At 42.8% G+C, this 18797-nt stretch carries 21 protein-coding genes; 16 read left to right on the top strand and 5 right to left on the bottom strand.

The genetic code is table 11. The features are described from left to right. Positions 1 to 78: 78 nt before the first annotated feature. Together QOZ98_RS12070 and QOZ98_RS12065 are read left to right on the top strand one after the other, a co-directional pair. Positions 79 to 1158 carry a tetratricopeptide repeat protein gene (locus QOZ98_RS12070; RefSeq protein WP_308787684.1) on the top strand — a complete coding sequence of 360 codons (1080 nt, stop codon included), beginning with the start codon at positions 79 to 81 and terminating at the stop codon, positions 1156 to 1158. Between the two features lie 210 nt (positions 1159 to 1368). Further along, complete coding sequence (locus QOZ98_RS12065) at positions 1369 to 1701, top strand: hypothetical protein (protein WP_308787683.1); 333 nt, start codon at positions 1369 to 1371, stop codon at positions 1699 to 1701. A gap of 267 nt (positions 1702 to 1968) precedes the next feature. Here QOZ98_RS12065 and QOZ98_RS12060 read toward each other — a convergent pair whose 3' ends face one another. Then, the gene (locus QOZ98_RS12060) at positions 1969 to 2628 is read right to left on the bottom strand and encodes a hypothetical protein (protein ID WP_308787682.1); all 660 of its coding nucleotides are present in this window, start codon (positions 2626 to 2628) and stop codon (positions 1969 to 1971) included. A 161-nt stretch (positions 2629 to 2789) separates the two neighbouring features. Here QOZ98_RS12060 and QOZ98_RS12055 point away from each other — a divergent pair, with 161 nt between their 5' ends. Beyond that, positions 2790 to 2993 (top strand): hypothetical protein, encoded by a 204-nt coding sequence (locus QOZ98_RS12055; protein ID WP_308787681.1) that lies wholly within the window; start codon positions 2790 to 2792, stop codon positions 2991 to 2993. A gap of 142 nt (positions 2994 to 3135) precedes the next feature. Here QOZ98_RS12055 and QOZ98_RS12050 read toward each other — a convergent pair whose 3' ends face one another. Continuing rightward, the gene (locus QOZ98_RS12050; protein WP_308787680.1) at positions 3136 to 3507 is read right to left on the bottom strand and encodes a hypothetical protein; all 372 of its coding nucleotides are present in this window, start codon (positions 3505 to 3507) and stop codon (positions 3136 to 3138) included. Between the two features lie 287 nt (positions 3508 to 3794). On the opposite strand from QOZ98_RS12050, the gene QOZ98_RS12045 reads away from it, so the two are divergent. The 6 genes from QOZ98_RS12045 to QOZ98_RS12020 all read left to right on the top strand — a co-directional run bounded on the left by QOZ98_RS12045 (position 3795) and on the right by QOZ98_RS12020 (position 9063). Then, positions 3795 to 4295 (top strand): hypothetical protein, encoded by a 501-nt coding sequence (locus QOZ98_RS12045; RefSeq protein WP_308787679.1) that lies wholly within the window; start codon positions 3795 to 3797, stop codon positions 4293 to 4295. An 840-nt stretch (positions 4296 to 5135) separates the two neighbouring features. Further along, positions 5136 to 5555: a hypothetical protein gene (locus QOZ98_RS12040; protein ID WP_308787678.1), complete on the top strand. Its 420-nt coding sequence runs from the start codon at positions 5136 to 5138 to the stop codon at positions 5553 to 5555. Between the two features lie 250 nt (positions 5556 to 5805). Beyond that, on the top strand, positions 5806 to 6543 hold the full coding sequence (locus QOZ98_RS12035; protein WP_308787677.1) for a GntR family transcriptional regulator: 738 nt from the start codon (positions 5806 to 5808) through the stop codon (positions 6541 to 6543). Between the two features lie 169 nt (positions 6544 to 6712). Further along, on the top strand, positions 6713 to 7876 hold the full coding sequence (locus tag QOZ98_RS12030; RefSeq protein WP_308787676.1) for a mandelate racemase/muconate lactonizing enzyme family protein: 1164 nt from the start codon (positions 6713 to 6715) through the stop codon (positions 7874 to 7876). A gap of 504 nt (positions 7877 to 8380) precedes the next feature. Then, entirely contained in the window at positions 8381 to 8734 is a 354-nt protein-coding gene (locus QOZ98_RS12025) for a fluoride efflux transporter FluC (protein WP_308787675.1), read from the top strand. Next, positions 8731 to 9063 (top strand): fluoride efflux transporter FluC, encoded by a 333-nt coding sequence (locus QOZ98_RS12020; protein ID WP_308787674.1) that lies wholly within the window; start codon positions 8731 to 8733, stop codon positions 9061 to 9063. Before QOZ98_RS12025 ends, QOZ98_RS12020 begins: the two co-directional genes overlap by 4 nt. 201 nt (positions 9064 to 9264) lie before the next feature. Here QOZ98_RS12020 and QOZ98_RS12015 read toward each other — a convergent pair whose 3' ends face one another. Then, positions 9265 to 9684, bottom strand: a complete 420-nt coding sequence (locus tag QOZ98_RS12015; RefSeq protein WP_142827298.1) for a universal stress protein — start codon at positions 9682 to 9684, stop codon at positions 9265 to 9267. A 12-nt stretch (positions 9685 to 9696) separates the two neighbouring features. Next, positions 9697 to 11163, bottom strand: a complete 1467-nt coding sequence (locus QOZ98_RS12010; protein WP_308787673.1) for a SulP family inorganic anion transporter — start codon at positions 11161 to 11163, stop codon at positions 9697 to 9699. 233 nt (positions 11164 to 11396) lie between these two features. On the opposite strand from QOZ98_RS12010, the gene QOZ98_RS12005 reads away from it, so the two are divergent. From QOZ98_RS12005 to QOZ98_RS11995, 3 genes are read left to right on the top strand one after another with little or no spacing between them, the layout of a single operon-like run. Next, entirely contained in the window at positions 11397 to 11753 is a 357-nt protein-coding gene (locus QOZ98_RS12005) for an ArsR/SmtB family transcription factor (protein ID WP_308787672.1), read from the top strand. Then, entirely contained in the window at positions 11746 to 13815 is a 2070-nt protein-coding gene (locus QOZ98_RS12000; RefSeq protein WP_308787671.1) for a heavy metal translocating P-type ATPase, read from the top strand. Before QOZ98_RS12005 ends, QOZ98_RS12000 begins: the two co-directional genes overlap by 8 nt. Before the next feature lie 21 nt (positions 13816 to 13836). Continuing rightward, entirely contained in the window at positions 13837 to 14955 is a 1119-nt protein-coding gene (locus QOZ98_RS11995) for a GNAT family N-acetyltransferase (protein WP_142827294.1), read from the top strand. A gap of 156 nt (positions 14956 to 15111) precedes the next feature. On the opposite strand, the gene QOZ98_RS11990 is transcribed toward QOZ98_RS11995, so the two are convergent. Beyond that, a complete protein-coding gene (locus QOZ98_RS11990) occupies positions 15112 to 15267 on the bottom strand; it encodes a lmo0937 family membrane protein (protein ID WP_142827293.1) in 156 nt (51 codons plus the stop codon). A 175-nt stretch (positions 15268 to 15442) separates the two neighbouring features. Between QOZ98_RS11990 and mntR the strand changes: the two genes are divergently transcribed. The 4 genes from mntR to QOZ98_RS11970 all read left to right on the top strand — a co-directional run bounded on the left by mntR (position 15443) and on the right by QOZ98_RS11970 (position 18790). After that, entirely contained in the window at positions 15443 to 15865 is a 423-nt protein-coding gene (mntR, locus tag QOZ98_RS11985; RefSeq protein ID WP_308787670.1) for a transcriptional regulator MntR, read from the top strand. 21 nt (positions 15866 to 15886) lie between these two features. Then, the gene (locus tag QOZ98_RS11980; RefSeq protein ID WP_308787669.1) at positions 15887 to 16747 is read left to right on the top strand and encodes a CvfB family protein; all 861 of its coding nucleotides are present in this window, start codon (positions 15887 to 15889) and stop codon (positions 16745 to 16747) included. A 54-nt stretch (positions 16748 to 16801) separates the two neighbouring features. Continuing rightward, on the top strand, positions 16802 to 17689 hold the full coding sequence (locus QOZ98_RS11975) for a DUF1002 domain-containing protein (RefSeq protein WP_308787668.1): 888 nt from the start codon (positions 16802 to 16804) through the stop codon (positions 17687 to 17689). Between the two features lie 132 nt (positions 17690 to 17821). Further along, positions 17822 to 18790, top strand: a complete 969-nt coding sequence (locus tag QOZ98_RS11970; protein ID WP_308787667.1) for a ring-cleaving dioxygenase — start codon at positions 17822 to 17824, stop codon at positions 18788 to 18790. The last annotated feature ends 7 nt before the right edge of the window (positions 18791 to 18797 follow it).

Raw genomic sequence — 18797 nt, 5'->3', positions numbered from 1 at the left:
ACGTTAATTATAAACCGAATGTAAGCGGCTAAGATTACAGTGGGAATTGTGTATAATATACAGAAGTTCTCAGATACGATGAAGGGATTGAGCCGAATGGAAGAATCGCTGAAAACTGCTTTGGAACTTCGTCGGGATGGTAACCTGCTGGAGTCAAATCAGCTTCTTAAGGAACTTGTTTTACAGCATCCGGAACATGCAATGCTGCATCATGAGTGCGCATGGAGCTGCGATATTTTAAAACAAGAAAAGGATGCAATTTCTTTATACCAACGGGCACTCGAGCTTGGTTTGCCCAAAAAGGAAGCGGTAAATGCTTATGTTCAAATCGGCTCATTGTACCGACAGCTCGGCAAGTTTACGGAATCTGAAAAGATTTTAATGGAAGGGATGCTGCGGTTTTGGGATGTTGGTCTTCTAAAAGCCTTCTATGCGTTTACCATGTACGACTTGGGGAACCCAGGAGAGGCGATGCGTTGGATGACACATGCTCTTTTGGATTCTGCCGAAGATCAGGAAATCTTCTTGAACCAACGAGTGATTCGTTATGTCGGAAGCAATCTGGATGTTCAAAATATTGCGGGCAGTCTTGTTCCCAATGTTCCTGAAGAAGTTGAACTCTCAGAAGATGGGAAAACGATTGTAGAAAAAGTAGAGGCGGTATTGAAAGTCTTTGAACCGACCTATTTCCACGGCGCGTGGGTATTCGAGTTTGATCGATATGACGTTCATTTCACGGATTCGAATGATGAAACCCGGCGAGCAGCAGTCGCGGCCTTTGCTATCATGGTCGGTGTTTGGGAGACTGGGAGTGCCCAATCGTTCATGCCGCAGCATGAACGAAAATATTCAGGTGATTACAATCCATTTGAACCTCATTTCGAGCTACATGGCTACATCCGTGCTTTTTATTCTAATTTCCATATCCTTCAGCAAGAGTTTCCAATCATGACAGCCTATACGGTCGATTCTCTAGGCGTTATTGATGAAAGAAGTAAACTTGGACTGGATCAAGAATTCCCGGAAATAGACCCCATCCTATTCGGGGAATTCCGGCAAGAGATTCTTCTGCCAAACCGGAAATTGAAGAAAAAACTTCCTCCATTCGATAATTTCCTTGAAGAAATCGGATGGGATCTTTCATATAGAACATGGTGAGGTGATTTTTAAAGAAAAGCCACACAATCGAAACACTGAACCCGAATAATGGACGCACAAAGAGGAATATCGTAGTAAGGTTAATTTCTGAACAAAATTGTACTTCCAAAGCTCTGTGATTCAATAACAAAGCCAAGTTATTATTGGTAAAAAATGAAAATCATAAAGTTGCACTGCTGATGAACCGTACTAAAAGAGGAGGATTACTTTATGGAGTGGAATTGGAATAACACTAGCATCAATCTTCCGTATTCATATGAAAATCTTAAGACTCTTTTAGATGAAGTTTGCAAGAAAGAAAACCAATTTTCTCAAGTTGATTTTTGCATGTGGTGTGATAATTTAACAATGGCTTGGGAAGAAGAAGATTTAGATGATCAGGATGAATTAACCTTTTTAATTGCCCGAGATATTGAGTGTCAATGGGATTTGTATGACCACGGTTTTTCTTCCCATGAAAAACTAATGAAAGCGGACCTTTCGAAATTAGAATTACCCTCCGAGTGGTTTAAAGAATGGGCAGCTGAGTTAGACGGAAAATAACCAGCAAAGACTAGGATTTGAATGTAACTTATGTGCAGTTAAGTTACATTCAAAACCTAGATGTTGTTTAGTAAGGACAGATATTTCTTGGATTTACGGCCATTAAACTGAACAAGATTTTGACGCTTCTGGAAAAACATCAGCCGGACAGCGAAATAACGAACTGGCTTGATGCACTGGGAATGGTCTTCACAAAAGACCGAAATGACAAGAGAAAATGAAGCACAAAAAAGCCGTATCCGGATTTTCAGGACACGGCTTTTTATTTTAGTAAAGTGAGTAAGAGAAGGAAAGATCGACTGTTTTACGGTAATAGTTATCTCCACTAACCGATCCGCCAATTGAGAACTCTGCTGCTTCCCATCCTCCTGAAACCGTTGCCGAAGTAGCCACTTGGAGGGTCACATCTCCGTAAACATTAATACTAGTTGTTGGGAAATCTCCTGTAGTGGAGACAGCATAAGCTGAAGCATTTTCTAGCGTATGTCCTCCTGAACCAGTAAACCATCTAGTGTCATGAACGCTTTGAATTTGTGAAAAACTAGTTGAATTATAAACTTCAATTACACTTCTTATCCAAGTCTCTAGACCATTATCAGCACTGCTTGTTCTATATCTTGTTACATTTCTTAAGACCGTAGTGCTCATTGCGGAAAATTCGTTTTTATTCGCCACTATTTCATCTTCTACGGCAAAAGTATCTAACAATTCTCCAGAACCTTCTTCAAATACTTCAATCTTACTAACCAATCCTTCTAACGATTTTTCGACATAGACTTCGGATTCATTATATGGAATTTCAAACTCAACCCCATTAATTCTTTCTTTAAACGAATCGCTGTCTGTAGAAGTACTCGCTGCTGAGAACAAAGGGGCTGCTAAAAACAATCCAAAAACTAAGGCTACCAAAAACAAGGTTTTCTTCACTTTAAAAATAATACCACTCCTTTTCTGTTAGAATAGTTTAAGTGTTGCAATTATTTCAAATATATTTTAAATAATATCCATTAATTTCTATTATTAGGTTTTTAAAACCATCTTAATTTAAGTATGCTACACTTATTTAAAGCAAAAAGGGGGAAGAAATCATGGATGAAATTACAACACAGGATTGGAATAGCTTAGTAGGTAGTGTGGGTTCGATCGGTGATAAGACTCAGAATCAATTACTTCGAATTCAAAGCCAGCTCGAAGGATTAACTGACACGTTAATGATTACCAATATTCTTTTAGGCATTATTGCTGTGACATTTATAATTTCAGTAGTTAGTAGGATTTTTTTCAAAAAATAGCAGTACAAAAAAAGTCTTTTTAAAAAGGGCCTTTTTTAATTTCACCACGTGCAAATATACTATTCCTAACCCGAATTTGAATGTAACTTAATGTGAATTAAGTTACATTCAAAACTTTGATTTCACTGTACTGAAAAACTTGTTAATTTAATAGCTCGTAAATTTTTTTTGACGAACTTTGTGAAAGGGTGTAGATGAAATTAGTATCATCTAGATTCATTATCGTTCCCTGTTCTTTACTGATCCAGAGATAATATGATTCTTCACCGAATTCAACTTTATAGTCAGGATCAGCCATGTCAACTATTCCTGGCTCTTTTTTAGCTTTTTTGAACGCTTTTACTAACTGGCTAACCACTTGAGAGTCTGTGTATGAAGTTAATGACTCCTTTTTGATAACCGAAAAGCTTTCCATTTCGTAAACATCTAATTTCTCGATGTTTTCTGAAGAACACCCACCAACAAAAGACAAAGTGAAAACCACTAATATAAATAATAGAGACCATTTTTTCAACGGAATCCCCCCTTTATGATTGATTAGACATATCTAAAGCATTAAAGTTACTTATTTATTTTCAATTATTGATATAACTTTAAAAATTATTTTTTATTGATTTTGAATGTAACTTATTAGCAAATAAGTTACATTCGGTTTCCACTGATCAGTAGCTTTTAAAAAATTGGAATATTTATAAAATAAGTAGTTCTTACCAATTACCGGTGTTATGATATTTAGTAGTTTAAATCGGTAAATCAATGTCGTAATCGATGCTTTTCAATTAATTTTAAGGGGGGTTATTTATGTTTTCAGTCGACGAGTATATCCGTTCGATCAAAGCCAATCTGGAGAAAGAATCCGATTCAGTAATAGCGAATATGAAAAAAGTTTCTACATACAATTTTTCTTCCGACATAGAGCTATTGGACTTTTCTCCATCCATCGAACCTACAAGATTCGAACTATCCATAGTCATGTTCTCCATGGATAAAGAGGCCAATGAAGTTTTCAACGAAGGAAATGACCAAACAGTTTTTGCTGGAAGTGAAGAGGTCCTGCCAGAAGTGGAATATTATCAGTTGGACAATGATCAGCAGGAAGCGTTTTTTGACTTTTACGAACAAAATGAAGAAACGCTAGTTCCACAAGAACAACAAGCATTTGCAGATTGGTTCCGTCAATGCTGGGAAACCGCAGGTGGGGCTTCATTGGATTTGCCATCATATTTTGTTTTTCACGACGAAGGCACACCGTATGACTTAAAGAATAAACAATGGGTAGACGATGAAGAAAAATGGTCATAAATATCGCTGAAAAAATGCCTTTTTTGAGAGGCATTTTTTGTTGGTAAAATTTAAATCTGAATGTAACATATGTCTAATTAAGTTACATTCAAAAACTTGTCTTTAATACTCTTATTGACTGCAAAAGAGGGTAGAAAAGAAAGTGTAAGGAGGTCGATTTCTAGTGATAAAGTTAGTTCTAATGTTCATCGGTGTATGGATTGTGGCACTTCCTATTTTCCTTCTATTTGGAGCTGATCCACGAGATATTTTCAATATTTTTATTGCTACCATAATTGCTAATATTATTTTATTAACTTATACAAAAATCCAAAAAAAGAGAACCAGCCAGTAAAATAAAGCAACTTTTTTATTGAATCTAAATGTAACATAAGTGTAATTAAGTTACATTCATTTCTCCCACTTTAAAGAAGTTAGCAGTACTACATGTGAAAGTTAATTTGTTAGAAAAAATGATACATTCAAAAGGCTATATTCTAAGGCTTTAAGATCGTGTAGTGGCTAAGAATTTACATATCGCAGATTATTTATCGGAAGTCTAAAAAGCAAAGTGAAGAAGATGCTGGTCCTAAGCATCTTCTTTTTTCGTTTATGTAGGTGTACTTTTACGAAAGATAATATTTCCAAAATTATCTAGCTATCTCTCTATTGTTTGCGTATATTTGAAGAAACAGTTATTAAATTTTCAGCTTTATTAAAAAAGAAAAAAGCGCAAATGACGACCATGGGGAATCTTAGAAAAGCAAAGCGATAAATTAACAAAATATCAAAGGAGAAAAAAATGCAGAAATCCTTTTATCTAAAAAACCAAGCACATTTACATTCGACAGAAGCTATAAAGTGTTTATTACAGAAAACCAATTTATCTTTATTAACATTGAAGATAAATTCGACGAGGACAACAACGTTTGGTTTCCCATGTTAGGTCTTGTATACGAGTTGCGGGATATGATTTTCAAAGAACTAGCCAATCGTAATGAAAAAAAGATTGACCAGGTCTTTCAAAACAATCAACAAGAACTACTTCAGAAGAGAAGAAACTTTCAACTCAATATAGTAGACATCAAACACGTTGAATTTAGCGAAAAGTCTACTTTCCATTCCGCCTTACCAGACAATGGGAGATTGGTGTTTATTTTAAATAACAATAAGCAATATAAGTTTATTGTGCCTTCGAGTGTAGCAAGAGAATCCGTCAAAAACTTACTGAGAGAATCAGGCGTCCCTCTCGAAATTCAAGAAAAAGGGCTTCTATATTGATAATCATAATAAATACATTCCTACTTAGTTTACATATCATCAGATTATCAGAAGCTTATTGAATACGTAGAGAGAAGAGGCGAATACTAGCGCAGGTACTGCAAAAGAAGATTCCAAACCGGAATTATTTTTCATAAAACGTTTTATAACAACACAAGAGTTACTAGTAAAACCGCGGTCATTTAGGCCGGCATCTGCTATAATTTATATAAAATCTGCACTTTTATTAAATTGAAATTTGGTGAGTCTGATGAAAGAAAAAGATAGACGAAGCAGCGATAACACTGCTTTAAAAAAGACCTTATTGCTATATAAAGAAGAAGCAAACGAAGACCGTTTACCACAACAGGCTTATATCATAATTCAAAAAGCGATCCGAAATCTTCAGCTTCAACCTGATGAAGCTTTTTTGGAACGTGAAATTATCGACATGTTGGAAATGAGCCGCACACCCGTACGAGAAGCATTGATTCGATTGGAGATGGATCGCTGGATTCGGTTAACCCCTCGAAAAGGCTTTAGTGTTGAACCAATCATAAAAGAAAATATTGAGCAAATTTGTCAAATAGCTGAAGCTCTTGATGGAGTAGCTGCTGAGTTAGCCACATTAAATATTGACGAAGAGCATCTCGGAATTCTGGATTCCCTTATTGCGCTTCAAGAAAAGCATCTGAACGAAAATAATTTAAAGGCCTATATAGATGTAGATAATCAATTTCATAATTTAATCGTTGAGTATTCCCAGAATGAACGGCTGCAAAATATAATGGATAGTCATTCTGATCAATTGTATCGGGCTAGGTTGTTTACCATTAATGAGCGAAAGCTTCCTGTTCGATCGATTAAAGAACATCAGGCAATAGTAGCTGCCATGCGAGCCCAAGACAGCAAAGCAGCTCAACTCCTAATGCATTCCCACAGGCATCGTGGAGGACAGGAAATCTTAGGGATCATCGAAAGCAAGCCTACGAATAAGAAGAAAAAATAAGGCAAGACGTTTCTTAACAAGAAGCGTCTTTTTTATATATATGAAATTTAAAAAATTTATTAAATAACTATTTTCGTTATTTTAATTAAAATTAAGCTTTATATTGACATTAATAAATTTATTAATTATTCTATAAATAGATGACAAATGCCAAATAGGAGGTTTAAGGATGAAAATAATCGATATCAAAGAAAAAGCAGTACCTATTAAATCGAGTATAAGCAATGCTTATATTGATTTTTCTAAAATGACTGTTTCTGTCGTAGCAATCGTCACAGATGTATTTAAAAACGGCAAAAGGGTTATAGGATATGGCTTCAATTCAAATGGCCGCTATGCTCCAAGCGGACTTCTTCATGAACGGTTTATCCCTCGTTTATTAGAAGCGGAAACTAATGATATTCTAAATGATGAAGGGTCAAATTTTGATCCTCATAAAATCTGGGATATCTTGATGACGGGCGAAAAGCCAGGCGGCCACGGGGAACGATCGGTTGCGGTGGGAACGCTTGATATGGCAATTTGGGACGCCGTTGCAAAAATAGAAGAAAAGCCCCTTTATCAACTGCTGGCTGAACGTTATGGGGATGGAAAGCCGGACGATAAAGTATTTGTCTACGCGGCAGGCGGCTATTATCAGCCAGGAAAAGACGATAAAATGCTCCAAGAAGAAATGAAAGGCTATTTGAACCTGGGATATTCAGTTGTGAAAATGAAAATCGGGAACGGTTTAGAAGAAGATCTTCGAAGAATCGAAGCTGTACTGGAAGTGGTGCCATCCGGCCAATCTCTGGCGGTGGACGTAAACGGCCGTTTTGATCTGGAGACAGCGATTCGATATGCAGAAAAATTAGAGCCCTATAATTTGTTTTGGTATGAGGAAGTAGGAGATCCGCTGGATTATGAGCTTCAAGCGGAGCTTTCCAAGCATTATAAACACCCGATGGCAACCGGGGAAAACCTCTTTTCTATGCAGGATGCCAGAAACCTCATTCGATACGGGGGCATGAGGCCAGATCGGGATTATCTGCAATTTGACTGTGCACTGAGTTATGGACTTGTGGAGTATATGAGAATATTGGATATGTTAAAGGAACACGGATGGTCTTCTCGCCGTTGCATTCCACATGGTGGGCATCAATTGTCGCTGAATATTGCAGCAGGATTGGGTCTAGGAGGCAATGAGTCTTATCCGGGAATTTTTGAACCATTCGGAGGATTTGCCGATGATATTCCGGTTGTAGATGGCTATGTGGGTTTGCCTGACGTTCCAGGGATAGGTTTTGAAACGAAAGCACCGCTTATTAAATTGCTTCGTTCGGTGGCTGAATAATACATGACAAAAACAATGGATTTTTAAAATGAGCCCTAATTTTTGAACAATTTAAGAAGAAAGGACACTCAAGTCTTTATTCCAATACGATGACACTGATAATGTGGGTTTACCACTGTACCAGTGTCATCTTTTTTAGTTTCACTGCTTTCGTATTACAAGAAGCTGTCATCATTAATTCATACCGGACAATATTCTTCTTGTGATGGGCGTATTTTAAAGATTGAACTTAAATACTTCATTATCAGCATTGAATATAAAAATTTATAGGTCAACACCTTCTATTTTGGATTAAGTATTTTACATATAATCTATTATCGAAAGCTACCATAGACAGAGTATGAACCTTAGGGACCCCTGTAACCTTTTTATGCCAAGGTGACAGGGGTTCCTTTAAATTTAATGCAAAAAACCCTAGAATTGAAGAATACTATCTCTTCAAGTGAAAAACACGTTTCTTTTTAATAAGTTATACTGAAGAAAAACAGATGCGGGGCGTTTGGGATGAAGCGGATATTGGCGGTAGGATTTGGCGGAATGGCTGGCGCGTTGCTGCGTGCAGGAGTATATATGGCAGTTGCAGGAGGGCTTGGACTTTGGCTCGTTAACATAGCTGGTAGTTTTTTGATAGGAGTTGCGGCTGTCCGTTTAGCCCGCAAGTCGGCAGAGCTGCGGCTGCTGGTATCGACAGGCCTGCTTGGCTCGTTTACCACTTTTTCTGCGTTCTCCGCTGATTGGTTTCATTACTTGGAGTCATCCGTTTGGGTAGGATTGGCGTTTGCCGGGAGCATGACAGTGGCCTGTATTGCCTCAGCGGCCGCAGGACTGTGGATTGGCCGAAGAGGGGTGGCGTCATGATCGGTATCGCAATTGGCGGATTTTTGGGCGCCGTCACACGTTATCTGTTCTATTTGCTGGTTGAAAGCAGGTCATGGCAGCCAAAAGCCGCAACTTGGCTGGTCAACAGCGTCGGTTCATTGGTGCTTGGTGCATTTATCGGAAGCGGCAGTTTGTGGGCTTTCTGGATCACTGGTTTTCTCGGAGCCTTTACCACTTTTTCAACGATGGCCTTGGATGCCGTCAAAGATTTTGAAGACGGCAACTGGCTGCAGGGTGGCAGCTACATTCTAGCTACTTTAGCGAGTGGGCTTTTATTATTTGGCCTCGGTTACGTCTTGATGCAATAGATTTGGACTCTGCCTGTGATCGATGCAGGGGGAGTTTTTTCGTGGACGGCGATAAAATCTGTTGAGCGACTGCAAATTCAGCTGAGCGACAGTAAATTTTTCTGAACGACTGCAAATCCGAAGGAGCGACCACAAATCCCGTTGAACGACCATAAACCAAAAACTCAGCCGCTTTCGCAGATTCACGAAAAGCGGCTGAGTTTATTTGACGATGATGACAGGAGCTTGAACACGTTTGGCCACTTTATGGCTGACGCTGCCAAGCACCATTTCCTGCAGCGCGTTCAATCCGCGGCTGCCGATCAAGACGACATCATAGCCGGTTTCATTGGCGTGCTTAACGATGGTCGGTCCAGGAACGCCGTGCAGTGTTTTGGTTTCAAAATCAACGCCCGCAGAACGAAAGATTTCTTCGAGCGGCACTAGATGCTTGCGGCGTTCGAAGTGGACTTCATCACTGCTTTGGCTGTGAAGAATTTCGGTTCGAGCTTTTTCGTAATCGATGACATACAGCAAAGTAACGAAAGCCTGTGGATTGGCTTTGGCCATGCGGACTGCTTCGTGAGCAGCTCTTTTTGAATGATCGGAGCCATCAGCCGCTACTAAAATTTTTTCGTACATGGAGCAACCCCCTTAATGTGTGCTCTTGCCCGCCTGGCCGTATGTCGCTAACTTATCGACGAGTTTCTGGCTGGAGGCATTCAAACCGACAATTTCAACAATTTGTCCCTGCGCTTGCAGTTTGTTCATGACCCGGTCGATTGCCCCGACGCCTGAATCGTCCCAGACAGTCGCATCTGAAAAGTCCAATACAATCCCTTCGGAAGCTTCGACTTTATCGAATGCGGAAACAAAGTCCTGGGAAGAAGCGAAAAACAATTGTCCGTGTATCGTATATCTATTCGACGCATTGCTTTCCAATCCTTCTTTGCGGACATCGACTTTGGAGATTTTGGCTGCAAACAGCAAAGCACTTAAAATAACGCCGGCAAATACGCCCTTGGATAAGTCATGCGTGTATACGACAACCACAACAGTCAGCAGCATTACGATGGCATCCGCTTTCGGGGCAGTTGCTAAATACTTGAACGAGCCCCAATCAAAAGTGCCGATACAAACCATGACCATGATGCCCGCCAAGACCGGCATCGGGATTTGGACGACCCAATTGCCAAGGACAATGATCAGGAACATCAGGAAAGCGCCGGCAGTAAAAGTGGATAACCGCCCGCGGCCGCCGGACCGGACGTTGATGCCGGACTGGCCGATCATGGCGCAGCCTGCCATGCCGCCGAAAAATCCGGTGATGACATTGGCAATCCCTTGTCCGCGTGCTTCCTGGTTTTTATCCGAATCTGTTTCTGTTGCATCATCCAAAATGGAAGCGGTCAGCAAAGATTCGAGCAAACCGATGATGGATAAAGCCAATGCAGTTGGGAAAATGATTTGCAGGGTTTCAAAGTTGAATGGAACATTTGGAATAAAGAAGCTAGGCAAAGTTTGTGAAATGGTACCGAGGCTGCCGACATTCTGCATATCGATGCCGCTGTACATGACAATTCCCGTCAATACGAGGATCGCAATCAAAGGAGCCGGAATGGCTGTGAAAAAACGCGGCAGGATGTATACAATTGCCAACGTGATTCCAACAAAAACGTAAGTAATGGCATTGACTCCGAAAATGAACGGCACTTGTGCCATGAAAATTAGGATCGCGAGTGAATTGACAAAGCCGATCATGACAGCGCGTGGAATGAATTTCATAAAGCGGGCTATTTTCAATACGCCGAAGATCAATTGCAGAACGCCGGTCAGGATCGTCGCTGCGAGTAAATAATCCAGTCCGTGGTCGCGGACCAGCAGGACCATCGCCAGTGCCATAGCGCCTGTCGCGGCAGAAATCATGGCAGGGCGTCCGCCGACAAAGGAGATGATGACGGCGATGGAAAACGAAGCGTACAGACCGACCATCGGATCGACTCCTGCAATGATGGAGAAGGCGATTGCTTCCGGGATGAGCGCAAGTGCAACAACAATTCCAGCAAGAATGTCTCCGCGAATGTTGCCGAACCATTGCTCTTTATAAGATAAGGTATTCAAAAATGTCCACTTCCTTCTATATTAATTGAGTCGATTATTTAAGGGTTGGTGTCCCATGAAGGGGTCATCTTACAGATTCCACAAAAATTTTCCGGGCAATAACTTTAAAACTGTATCACCTTTTTAAACCGAAGTAAATAAAGCTCATTCAAATGTGCGTTTGACTGTAGCGGGTTGAGCAGATATACTGAAGAAAACAATCAAATATCCATTTGAATGAAAGAGGTGACGGCATGAGAGAAGTATGTGAAGTGACGAAAGTTCATCCGGAAGCGGTCGAGCGTGTCCAAAAGCACATGACCGATTTAGGGGATGTAGCAAGTTTATTCAAAGCGCTGGCAGATGAAACGCGATTGAACATTGCATATGCCTTAACTATAGAAGAAGAAATGTGCGTTTGCGATATCGCTGCGGTCATCGGATCCTCCACAGCTACCGCCTCGCATCATTTGCGTTACCTGCGTGAACGGGCATTGGCTAAGTCTGAACGCAAAGGAAAACAGATTTACTACTCGCTCTCGGATGATCACGTTCGCCAACTGGTGACCATCGCTCATGAACATACGAAAGAAGGTATGGAAAATGGTTAAAACCTACCGTCTTGAAAACTTATCGTGTACCAGCTGTGCAGCCAAGTTTGAAAAAAATGTTCGGAATTTGCCTGATATCAAAAATGTCAATTTGAATTTCGGTGCATCCAAACTGACCATCGACGGGAATGTGACGATCGAAGCGCTGGAAAAAGCGGGAGCCTTTGATCATATCCGTGTTTATCCTGAAAAAGAAAAAGTACCGCATGTTCCTTTTTATCAGCGCCGTCAAACGATAGAAACCGCTCTTTCGTTATTGCTGCTGATAGCGGGGATTATCGTTTCGTTCCAGATGAGCGAAACGCATCCATGGTCCATCGCGCTGTTTGGCGGTTCCATGGCAATCGGTGGTTACCATATGTTCTGGACAGGGCTGAAAAACCTCAGCTCGTTCCAGTTTGATATGAAGACATTGATGACAATTGCGATTATCGGTGCGGTCATAATTGGGGAGTGGCGTGAAGGCGCTGTTGTGGTGTTCCTCTTCGCTGTCAGTGAAGTATTGGAATCCTTTTCGATGAACAAAGCGCGCCAGTCAATCCGCAGCCTGATGGATTTGGCTCCGGCACGGGCGCTAATTCAGCGCAGCGGTGAGTTGATCGAAATGGATACCGAAGACATCCGCATCGGAGACATTTTGATCGTCAAACCCGGCCAGAAAATTGCGATGGACGGCACGGTCCTTCGCGGGCAATCTTCGGTCAACCAGGCAGCCATTACAGGAGAATCGCTTCCTGCAGCCAAAACGACTGGTGATGAAGTTTTCGCCGGTACGATGAATGCTGAGGGTGCACTTGAAGTCACAGTTACCAAACGTGTCGAAGATACCACCATCGCGAAGATTATTCATTTGGTGGAAGAAGCGCAGGCTGAAAAAGCGCCGACCCAGAAGTTTATTGATCAGTTTGCCAAATACTATACACCGGTAATTATTGCCATCGCCTTTTTCGTAGCGCTGATCCCAGGATTTGTGACCGGCAACTGGGAGCTATGGGTTTACCAGGGCTTGGCCGTACTTGTTGTGGGTTGTCCATGTGCCCTGGTTGTTTCAACGCCGGTTGCGATTGTAACGGCGATCGGCAATGCTGCGCGTCAGGGTGTGCTCATTAAAGGCGGCGTTCACTTGGAAGAAACGGGACGGATCAATGCTGTCGCTTTCGACAAAACGGGAACATTGACCAAAGGCTATCCGGAAGTGACAGACGTGCATACGCAGGGCACGATCACCAATGAAGAACTTTTGAAGCTGGCGGCCTCCGTAGAAGCGATGTCGCAGCATCCCTTGGCAAAAGCCATTTCACAAGCGGCAGCGGGCGTCTATGCTTCCGAAGGTTTTAATTCGGTGACCGGCAAAGGCGCTTATGCGTTAGTTAATGAAGAAACAGTTTATGTCGGCAGTTTGGATTGGGCAGAAGAAAAGGGCTTACGCATTCCGGAAAAAGCGCGTAAACTGCAAGAGAGCGGAAAGTCCGTTACCGCCATATTTTCAGAAACTGCGCTGCTTGGAACGATTGCAGTCGCAGATGCCATCCGAACGGAAAGTCCTCTAATCATCAACCAATTGAAAGCGATGGGAATAGGTCAGACAATCATGCTGACAGGCGACCATCCGGCAACAGCAAGGGCGATTGCCGCTGAAATTGGCGTGACAGATGTCCGGGCGGGATTGATGCCGCAAGACAAGCTGTCCGCAATTAAAGAGCTGAAAAAGCAATACGGCCGTGTTGCAATGGTCGGTGATGGCATTAACGATGCGCCGGCACTGGCTGCATCAAACATCGGCATTGCAATGGGCGGGGCAGGGACAGATGCAGCACTGGAAACGGCAGATATTGCCCTGATGGCCGACGATTTGGAGAAACTTCCGTATACGATTCGACTCAGCCGAAAGACATTGCGTATAATAAAAGAAAATATCGTCTTTGCATTAGGGCTCAAGATCATAGCATTGCTTTTGATTATCCCAGGCTGGCTGACACTGTGGATTGCGATTTTCGCAGATATGGGTGCCACGCTCCTGGTGATCTTGAATGCACTGCGTCTTGTGAAAGTTCAGAAGTAAGGTACGTTTGGGGGTTTTGTGTTGAAGTTAACAGAATGGACAATGGAAGAGCAGGAACAGCTGATTCATTTTATGACGACAAATTCATGGCCTTTTCACGGGCATGAACATCCAGTTCGGGCTTTGATCGAAAAAACGATTGAAGAAGGCGGCTATAAGTCGGATCAGGTGACGACGTTCTGGATTGAAAATGAAGAAAACCAGCAGATTGGCTTGGTAAAGATTTTTGATTTGCAGGACGATATTCCGCTTTTTGATTTGCGGATAGCGGATCCATACCGCAGCAAAGGCTATGGGCCGAAAGCGTTGAAATTGGTCGCTGATTTCGTCTTTTCAATGCCAGAGAAGAAAATTCGTCTGGAAGGCAACACGCGGCACGATAATTTTGCGATGCGCAAAGCTTTTGAACGGACCGGTTTTGTCAAAGAGGCGCATCTTCGCCAAGCCTGGTTTTCTCCAAGAGAAAACCGCTATTACGATGCCGTGACATACGGCATGACACGTGAAGACTGGCAGGCAGGCATCACAACGCCGGTGCTGTGGGACGATGCCATAATAGAATCAAAAGAGCCGCCGTTCAATCCGGTATTGCTTGATTTTCCGGAACAATTCGAGTCGGAGCGCCTATTGATCCGTGCACCGAGAAGAGAAGATGCGCAAGCGAGCTACGAGGCAGTCATGCATTCACTGGAAGCGTTCCGCCCGTGGCTGCCATTTGCGCAGCAAAAGCCTGACCTGTCGGAAACCGAAGTAACCTTAATCGAGGCAGAGGCCAATTTCAAACTGCGCAAAGATCTGCGCCTCCATTTCTTCTTGAAAGAAACCGGCCAGTTTATTGGTTCTACAGGACTTCACCGCATTGACTGGGAAGTGCGTAAATTCGAGATTGGCTATTGGGTCGACAGCCGTTTTGAAGGCAAGGGGTTTGTTACAGAAGCTGTGGAGCGCATCACGCGCTTTGCTTTTGAGGAGCTAGGAGCCAACCGCGTCGAAATCCGCTGCGACCCGGACAATGTCCGAAGCCGCGCCGTAGCCAACCGCCTGCATTTTGAGCTGGAAGGAATTTTACGCAACGATGCGGTTTCCCGGGTAGGAAACAAGCTTCGGGATACTTGTGTTTATGCGAAAGTTAGACAATAAAACCGTTCACTCGGTAAAGCAGGAGAGAAAATCATTGATTTCTCTCCTGCTTTTTATATTGGATTAATAAATTTAACAGCAAACAAAAAAGAGTCGCCCCAAAAGCCATTTATCATGGCTTTCGAGACAACCCTTTATGTTTAATCGTTGCTATGGCTATACGCCTTTACGTCCAGTAACCAAATTGATAACTAAAACGATTGCTGCAATGATTAAAAGAATGTGTATTAGTCCGCCTGCTACGTCCAATAAGAATCCGACTAGCCATACTACGATAATAACCGCTAAAATAATCCAAAGAATGCGTCCCATGTTTTTCACCTGCCCTTTCACTAATAAGTAATTTGTATATAGTAAGATATACCCTAGCCCCGCTCACCTTAAACCTTTCTGAAAAAACGGACTGTTATGAGAGGGCCCAAGCCCAGTTGTTTCAATGATGGCGGTATAGTAAACTGAACATAGCTACGTGAGGGAGGAAAGACTTTTGCCTACTCCAAGTATGGAAGACCATATTGAAATCATATACTCATTAATTGAGCAAAAAGGCTATGCGCGTGTATCGGATATCGCGGAAGCCTTATCGGTGCTGCCTTCTTCTGTCACCAAGATGGTCCAGAAGCTGGACAAAGACGGATACTTGATCTACGAACGCTACAGAGGCCTTGTGCTGACGCCAAAAGGCCAAAAGCTGGGCAAAAGGTTGTTGCAGCGGCACGGCTTGCTTGAGCAATTTCTTCGGTTGATCGGTGTGGAAGAAGAGCGGATCTACGTGGACGTTGAAGGAATCGAGCACCATTTGAGCTGGAATTCAATCGATCGGATTGCCGATTTGGTCCAATTGCTGGAAGAAAGCCCGGAGTTCAGAGGCAAGCTAGAACAGCTGAAAAAAGAAGGAAAAGACAGTTAACAAAAATAGGAGGAGCATATTATGGCTTTACACCCAGGATTAAAAGCGACATTACAAGTAAAAGACCGTTCGACATCACAATGGATCCTATCAGACGGTTCAGGCGATGAGGTAATGATGAACGCGTCAGAAATAGAAGAAGGGCAGGAGATTGGGGAAGAGATTGAAGTCTTCCTGTACCGTAACCGCCAAGGCGGCGTTTCGGCAACACCGATGATTCCTCACATCCTGCCGAGTGAATATGGCTGGGCAAAAGTTTTGAAAGTGTCTCAACGTGAAGGCGCCGTAGTAGATATTGGCACGACGCGTGAAGTTTATTTGCTGCCGGCGGATCTTCCGCAAATCATGGAATTATGGCCGCAGCAAGGCGACCATATTTTCATGACGCTCCGTACCGATCGCCATGGCGATTTGTACGGACGCCTGGCAACAGAGGAGAAAGTTTTGGAATTGATGCAGCCGGCACCGGAAACAGCCTTTAACCAAAACCTGCAGGCACGAGCTTACCGCTTGCTGCCGGTTGGTACCTTCATGCTGTCAGTACCTGAAATGTATAGAATTTTCGTACACGAAACAGAGCGGGAAGAAGAGCCGCGTCTCGGTGAAGAAAAAACGGTCCGCATCATCGATGTCAAAGACGATGGCACGTTAAATGGTTCTTTGCTTCCAAGAAAACAGGAACGATTGTCAGACGACGCGGATGAAATCATGCGTTATCTCGAAGAGTCGGGCGGCAAAATGCCGTTCACTGATAAATCTTCTCCGGATGAGATATTGGAAATTTTCGGCATGAGCAAAGCGGCTTTCAAGCGTGCACTCGGCAAATTATATAAGAACCGCCAGATCATCCAGGAAGAAGGATGGACCAAGTCTACGAAGTAAAGGAACCTTTTCAAATTAATTTCGTATTAATTTGAAGGAAGGGGCAATTAAAAAATGAAAAAATTACTCACTGTTATAGCATTACTGTTTACGCTGTCTGTCATGCTGCCATCGTACAGCTCGGCAAATGTCGGCATCAATGAAAAGTTCGGTCTGCCAATCGTTGTTTATGGAGGCGATTTATCGGCCGAAGAAAAAACTTCTGTAGCTGAAAGCCTGGATGTTGCAGGAGAAGCCGACGTGGAAGAAATTGAAGTGACGGGCGAGGATCTGATCAACTATATTGAAGACGGGGATTCCCGTGCCAATATGTACTCATCCGCGAAAATTACCCGCAAAGATGAAGGCGCAGGCCTGGTCATTGAAATCGTCACTCCTGACAACATTACACAAGTTACCTCTGAAATGTACGGCAATGCCATGCTGACTGCAGGTATCGAAAACGCTACTGTGGAAGTGGCTGCACCTAAAGCGGTAACTGGCCATTCAGCGCTCGTAGGAATCTACAAAGCTTATGAAGTGAATGGTGAAGAGCTGGACCCAGAGCGGACAGACGTTGCAAATGACGAATTGACCGTGGCAACTGAACTGGCAGACGGCGGCGTGGAAGACGCTAAAGTCAGCGAACTGTTAACAGAAATCAAAAAGCAGATTGCTGAGCAAAATCCGACAACTCGTGAAGAAGTAGAACAAATAGTTGAAGAGCAATTGAGCAATCTTCAAATTGAATTAAGCCCGGAAGACCGCCAATTATTAGTGGATCTGATGGACCGCATTCGTCAACTTGATATCGATTTTTCACAATGGTCCACGCAATTGGAAGATTTGAGCAAGACTATTGAAGACAATATCAGCACCATCGTCAATGACGAAGGATTTTGGGAAAGCGTTAAAAATTTCTTTAGAAATATAGCTGATACAGTACGCGGCTGGATGAATTAATGAGAACAAGCAAACCCGGAAATTTAGGGTTTGCTTGTTTTTTTATTGGAGTTTAATGGCTTGCGCACACGAAAAGACAGTGATAATATGGAATTAATATCTCGAATTCAAGATAAACAGGAGGAAACAACGATGAAATTAGAAGGAATTCACCACGTCTCAGCTTTGACCGCCAATGCCGATGCCAATCATGATTTTTTTACACGGATACTGGGAATGCGCCTAGTCAAAAAAAGCGTAAATCAGGACAATCCATCTTCTTACCATTTGTTTTATGCTGATGCTGTCGGAACGCCGGGTACTGACATGACATACTTCGATATACCGATGGCGGGGCGCACGCATCCCGGTGTTTCAAGCATCAGCAACACGGCATTCCGCGTGAAAAGCGAAAAAGCGCTGGATTACTGGATTGCGCGCTTTGCTGAATTGCACGTCCCGCATGGCAGCATTGAGCAGCGTTTTAACCGTTCGACTTTAACATTTCAGGATTTCGAGGGCTCGAGATTAATGCTGGTTGTCGATGATGGCACCGGCATTGAATATGGAGTACCTTGGACCAAAGCAGGGATTCCGGAAGAATTTGCGATTGTTGGTTTGGGGCCTGTCCGTTTGACAGTCCGCAAAAGCGACAAAACAGCATCCGTTTTGACAGACATTATGGGCTTTGAGCAAGTTGGGGACTATCCGTCTACTGTAGAGGGGCAAAAAGATATTTTGGTCTTTTCAACAGGAAAAGGAGGACCTGCTGGCGAAATACACTTAGAAGAACGTTCAGACCTTCCGCCGGAACGTCCCGGAAGAGGGAGCGTCCACCATGTTGCGTTCCGTGTAAAGACGTACGAAGATTACAGCAAGTGGAACGATTATTTGCGGTCGAATGGTTTTGTAACTTCGGGTGAGGTCGACCGTTATTACTTTAAGGCAATTTATTTCCGTGAGCCCAATGGGATTCTCTTTGAATTGTCGACAGATGAGCCCGGCTTTGCAACGGACGAATCGATGGATGCTTTAGGTGAAGAGCTGGCATTGCCGCCATTTCTTGAGCCGAAACGCGCTCAAATCGAAGCATCTCTTCGGCCATTAAGCATCAACAAGTGAATAGGAG

The sequence above is a fragment of the Planomicrobium stackebrandtii genome (genome assembly GCF_030814955.1).
Classification (GTDB): Bacteria; Bacillota; Bacilli; order Bacillales_A; family Planococcaceae; genus Planococcus; species Planococcus stackebrandtii.
This window is presented reverse-complemented; position numbering and strand designations above follow the sequence as displayed.

Coding starts and splice junctions, on each gene's coding strand:
- QOZ98_RS12005 (WP_308787672.1), top strand. CDS start 11,397: ATGAGAGAAGTATGTGAAGTGACGAAAGTTCATCCGGAAGCGGTCGAG.
- QOZ98_RS12000 (WP_308787671.1), top strand. CDS start 11,746: ATGGTTAAAACCTACCGTCTTGAAAACTTATCGTGTACCAGCTGTGCA.
- QOZ98_RS11980 (WP_308787669.1), top strand. CDS start 15,887: ATGGCTTTACACCCAGGATTAAAAGCGACATTACAAGTAAAAGACCGT.
- QOZ98_RS12065 (WP_308787683.1), top strand. CDS start 1,369: ATGGAGTGGAATTGGAATAACACTAGCATCAATCTTCCGTATTCATAT.
- QOZ98_RS12055 (WP_308787681.1), top strand. CDS start 2,790: ATGGATGAAATTACAACACAGGATTGGAATAGCTTAGTAGGTAGTGTG.
- QOZ98_RS11970 (WP_308787667.1), top strand. CDS start 17,822: ATGAAATTAGAAGGAATTCACCACGTCTCAGCTTTGACCGCCAATGCC.
- QOZ98_RS12035 (WP_308787677.1), top strand. CDS start 5,806: ATGAAAGAAAAAGATAGACGAAGCAGCGATAACACTGCTTTAAAAAAG.
- QOZ98_RS11975 (WP_308787668.1), top strand. CDS start 16,802: ATGAAAAAATTACTCACTGTTATAGCATTACTGTTTACGCTGTCTGTC.
- QOZ98_RS11990 (WP_142827293.1), bottom strand. CDS start 15,267: ATGGGACGCATTCTTTGGATTATTTTAGCGGTTATTATCGTAGTATGG.
- QOZ98_RS12030 (WP_308787676.1), top strand. CDS start 6,713: ATGAAAATAATCGATATCAAAGAAAAAGCAGTACCTATTAAATCGAGT.
- QOZ98_RS12015 (WP_142827298.1), bottom strand. CDS start 9,684: ATGTACGAAAAAATTTTAGTAGCGGCTGATGGCTCCGATCATTCAAAA.
- QOZ98_RS12070 (WP_308787684.1), top strand. CDS start 79: ATGAAGGGATTGAGCCGAATGGAAGAATCGCTGAAAACTGCTTTGGAA.
- QOZ98_RS12045 (WP_308787679.1), top strand. CDS start 3,795: ATGTTTTCAGTCGACGAGTATATCCGTTCGATCAAAGCCAATCTGGAG.
- QOZ98_RS12025 (WP_308787675.1), top strand. CDS start 8,381: ATGAAGCGGATATTGGCGGTAGGATTTGGCGGAATGGCTGGCGCGTTG.
- QOZ98_RS12020 (WP_308787674.1), top strand. CDS start 8,731: ATGATCGGTATCGCAATTGGCGGATTTTTGGGCGCCGTCACACGTTAT.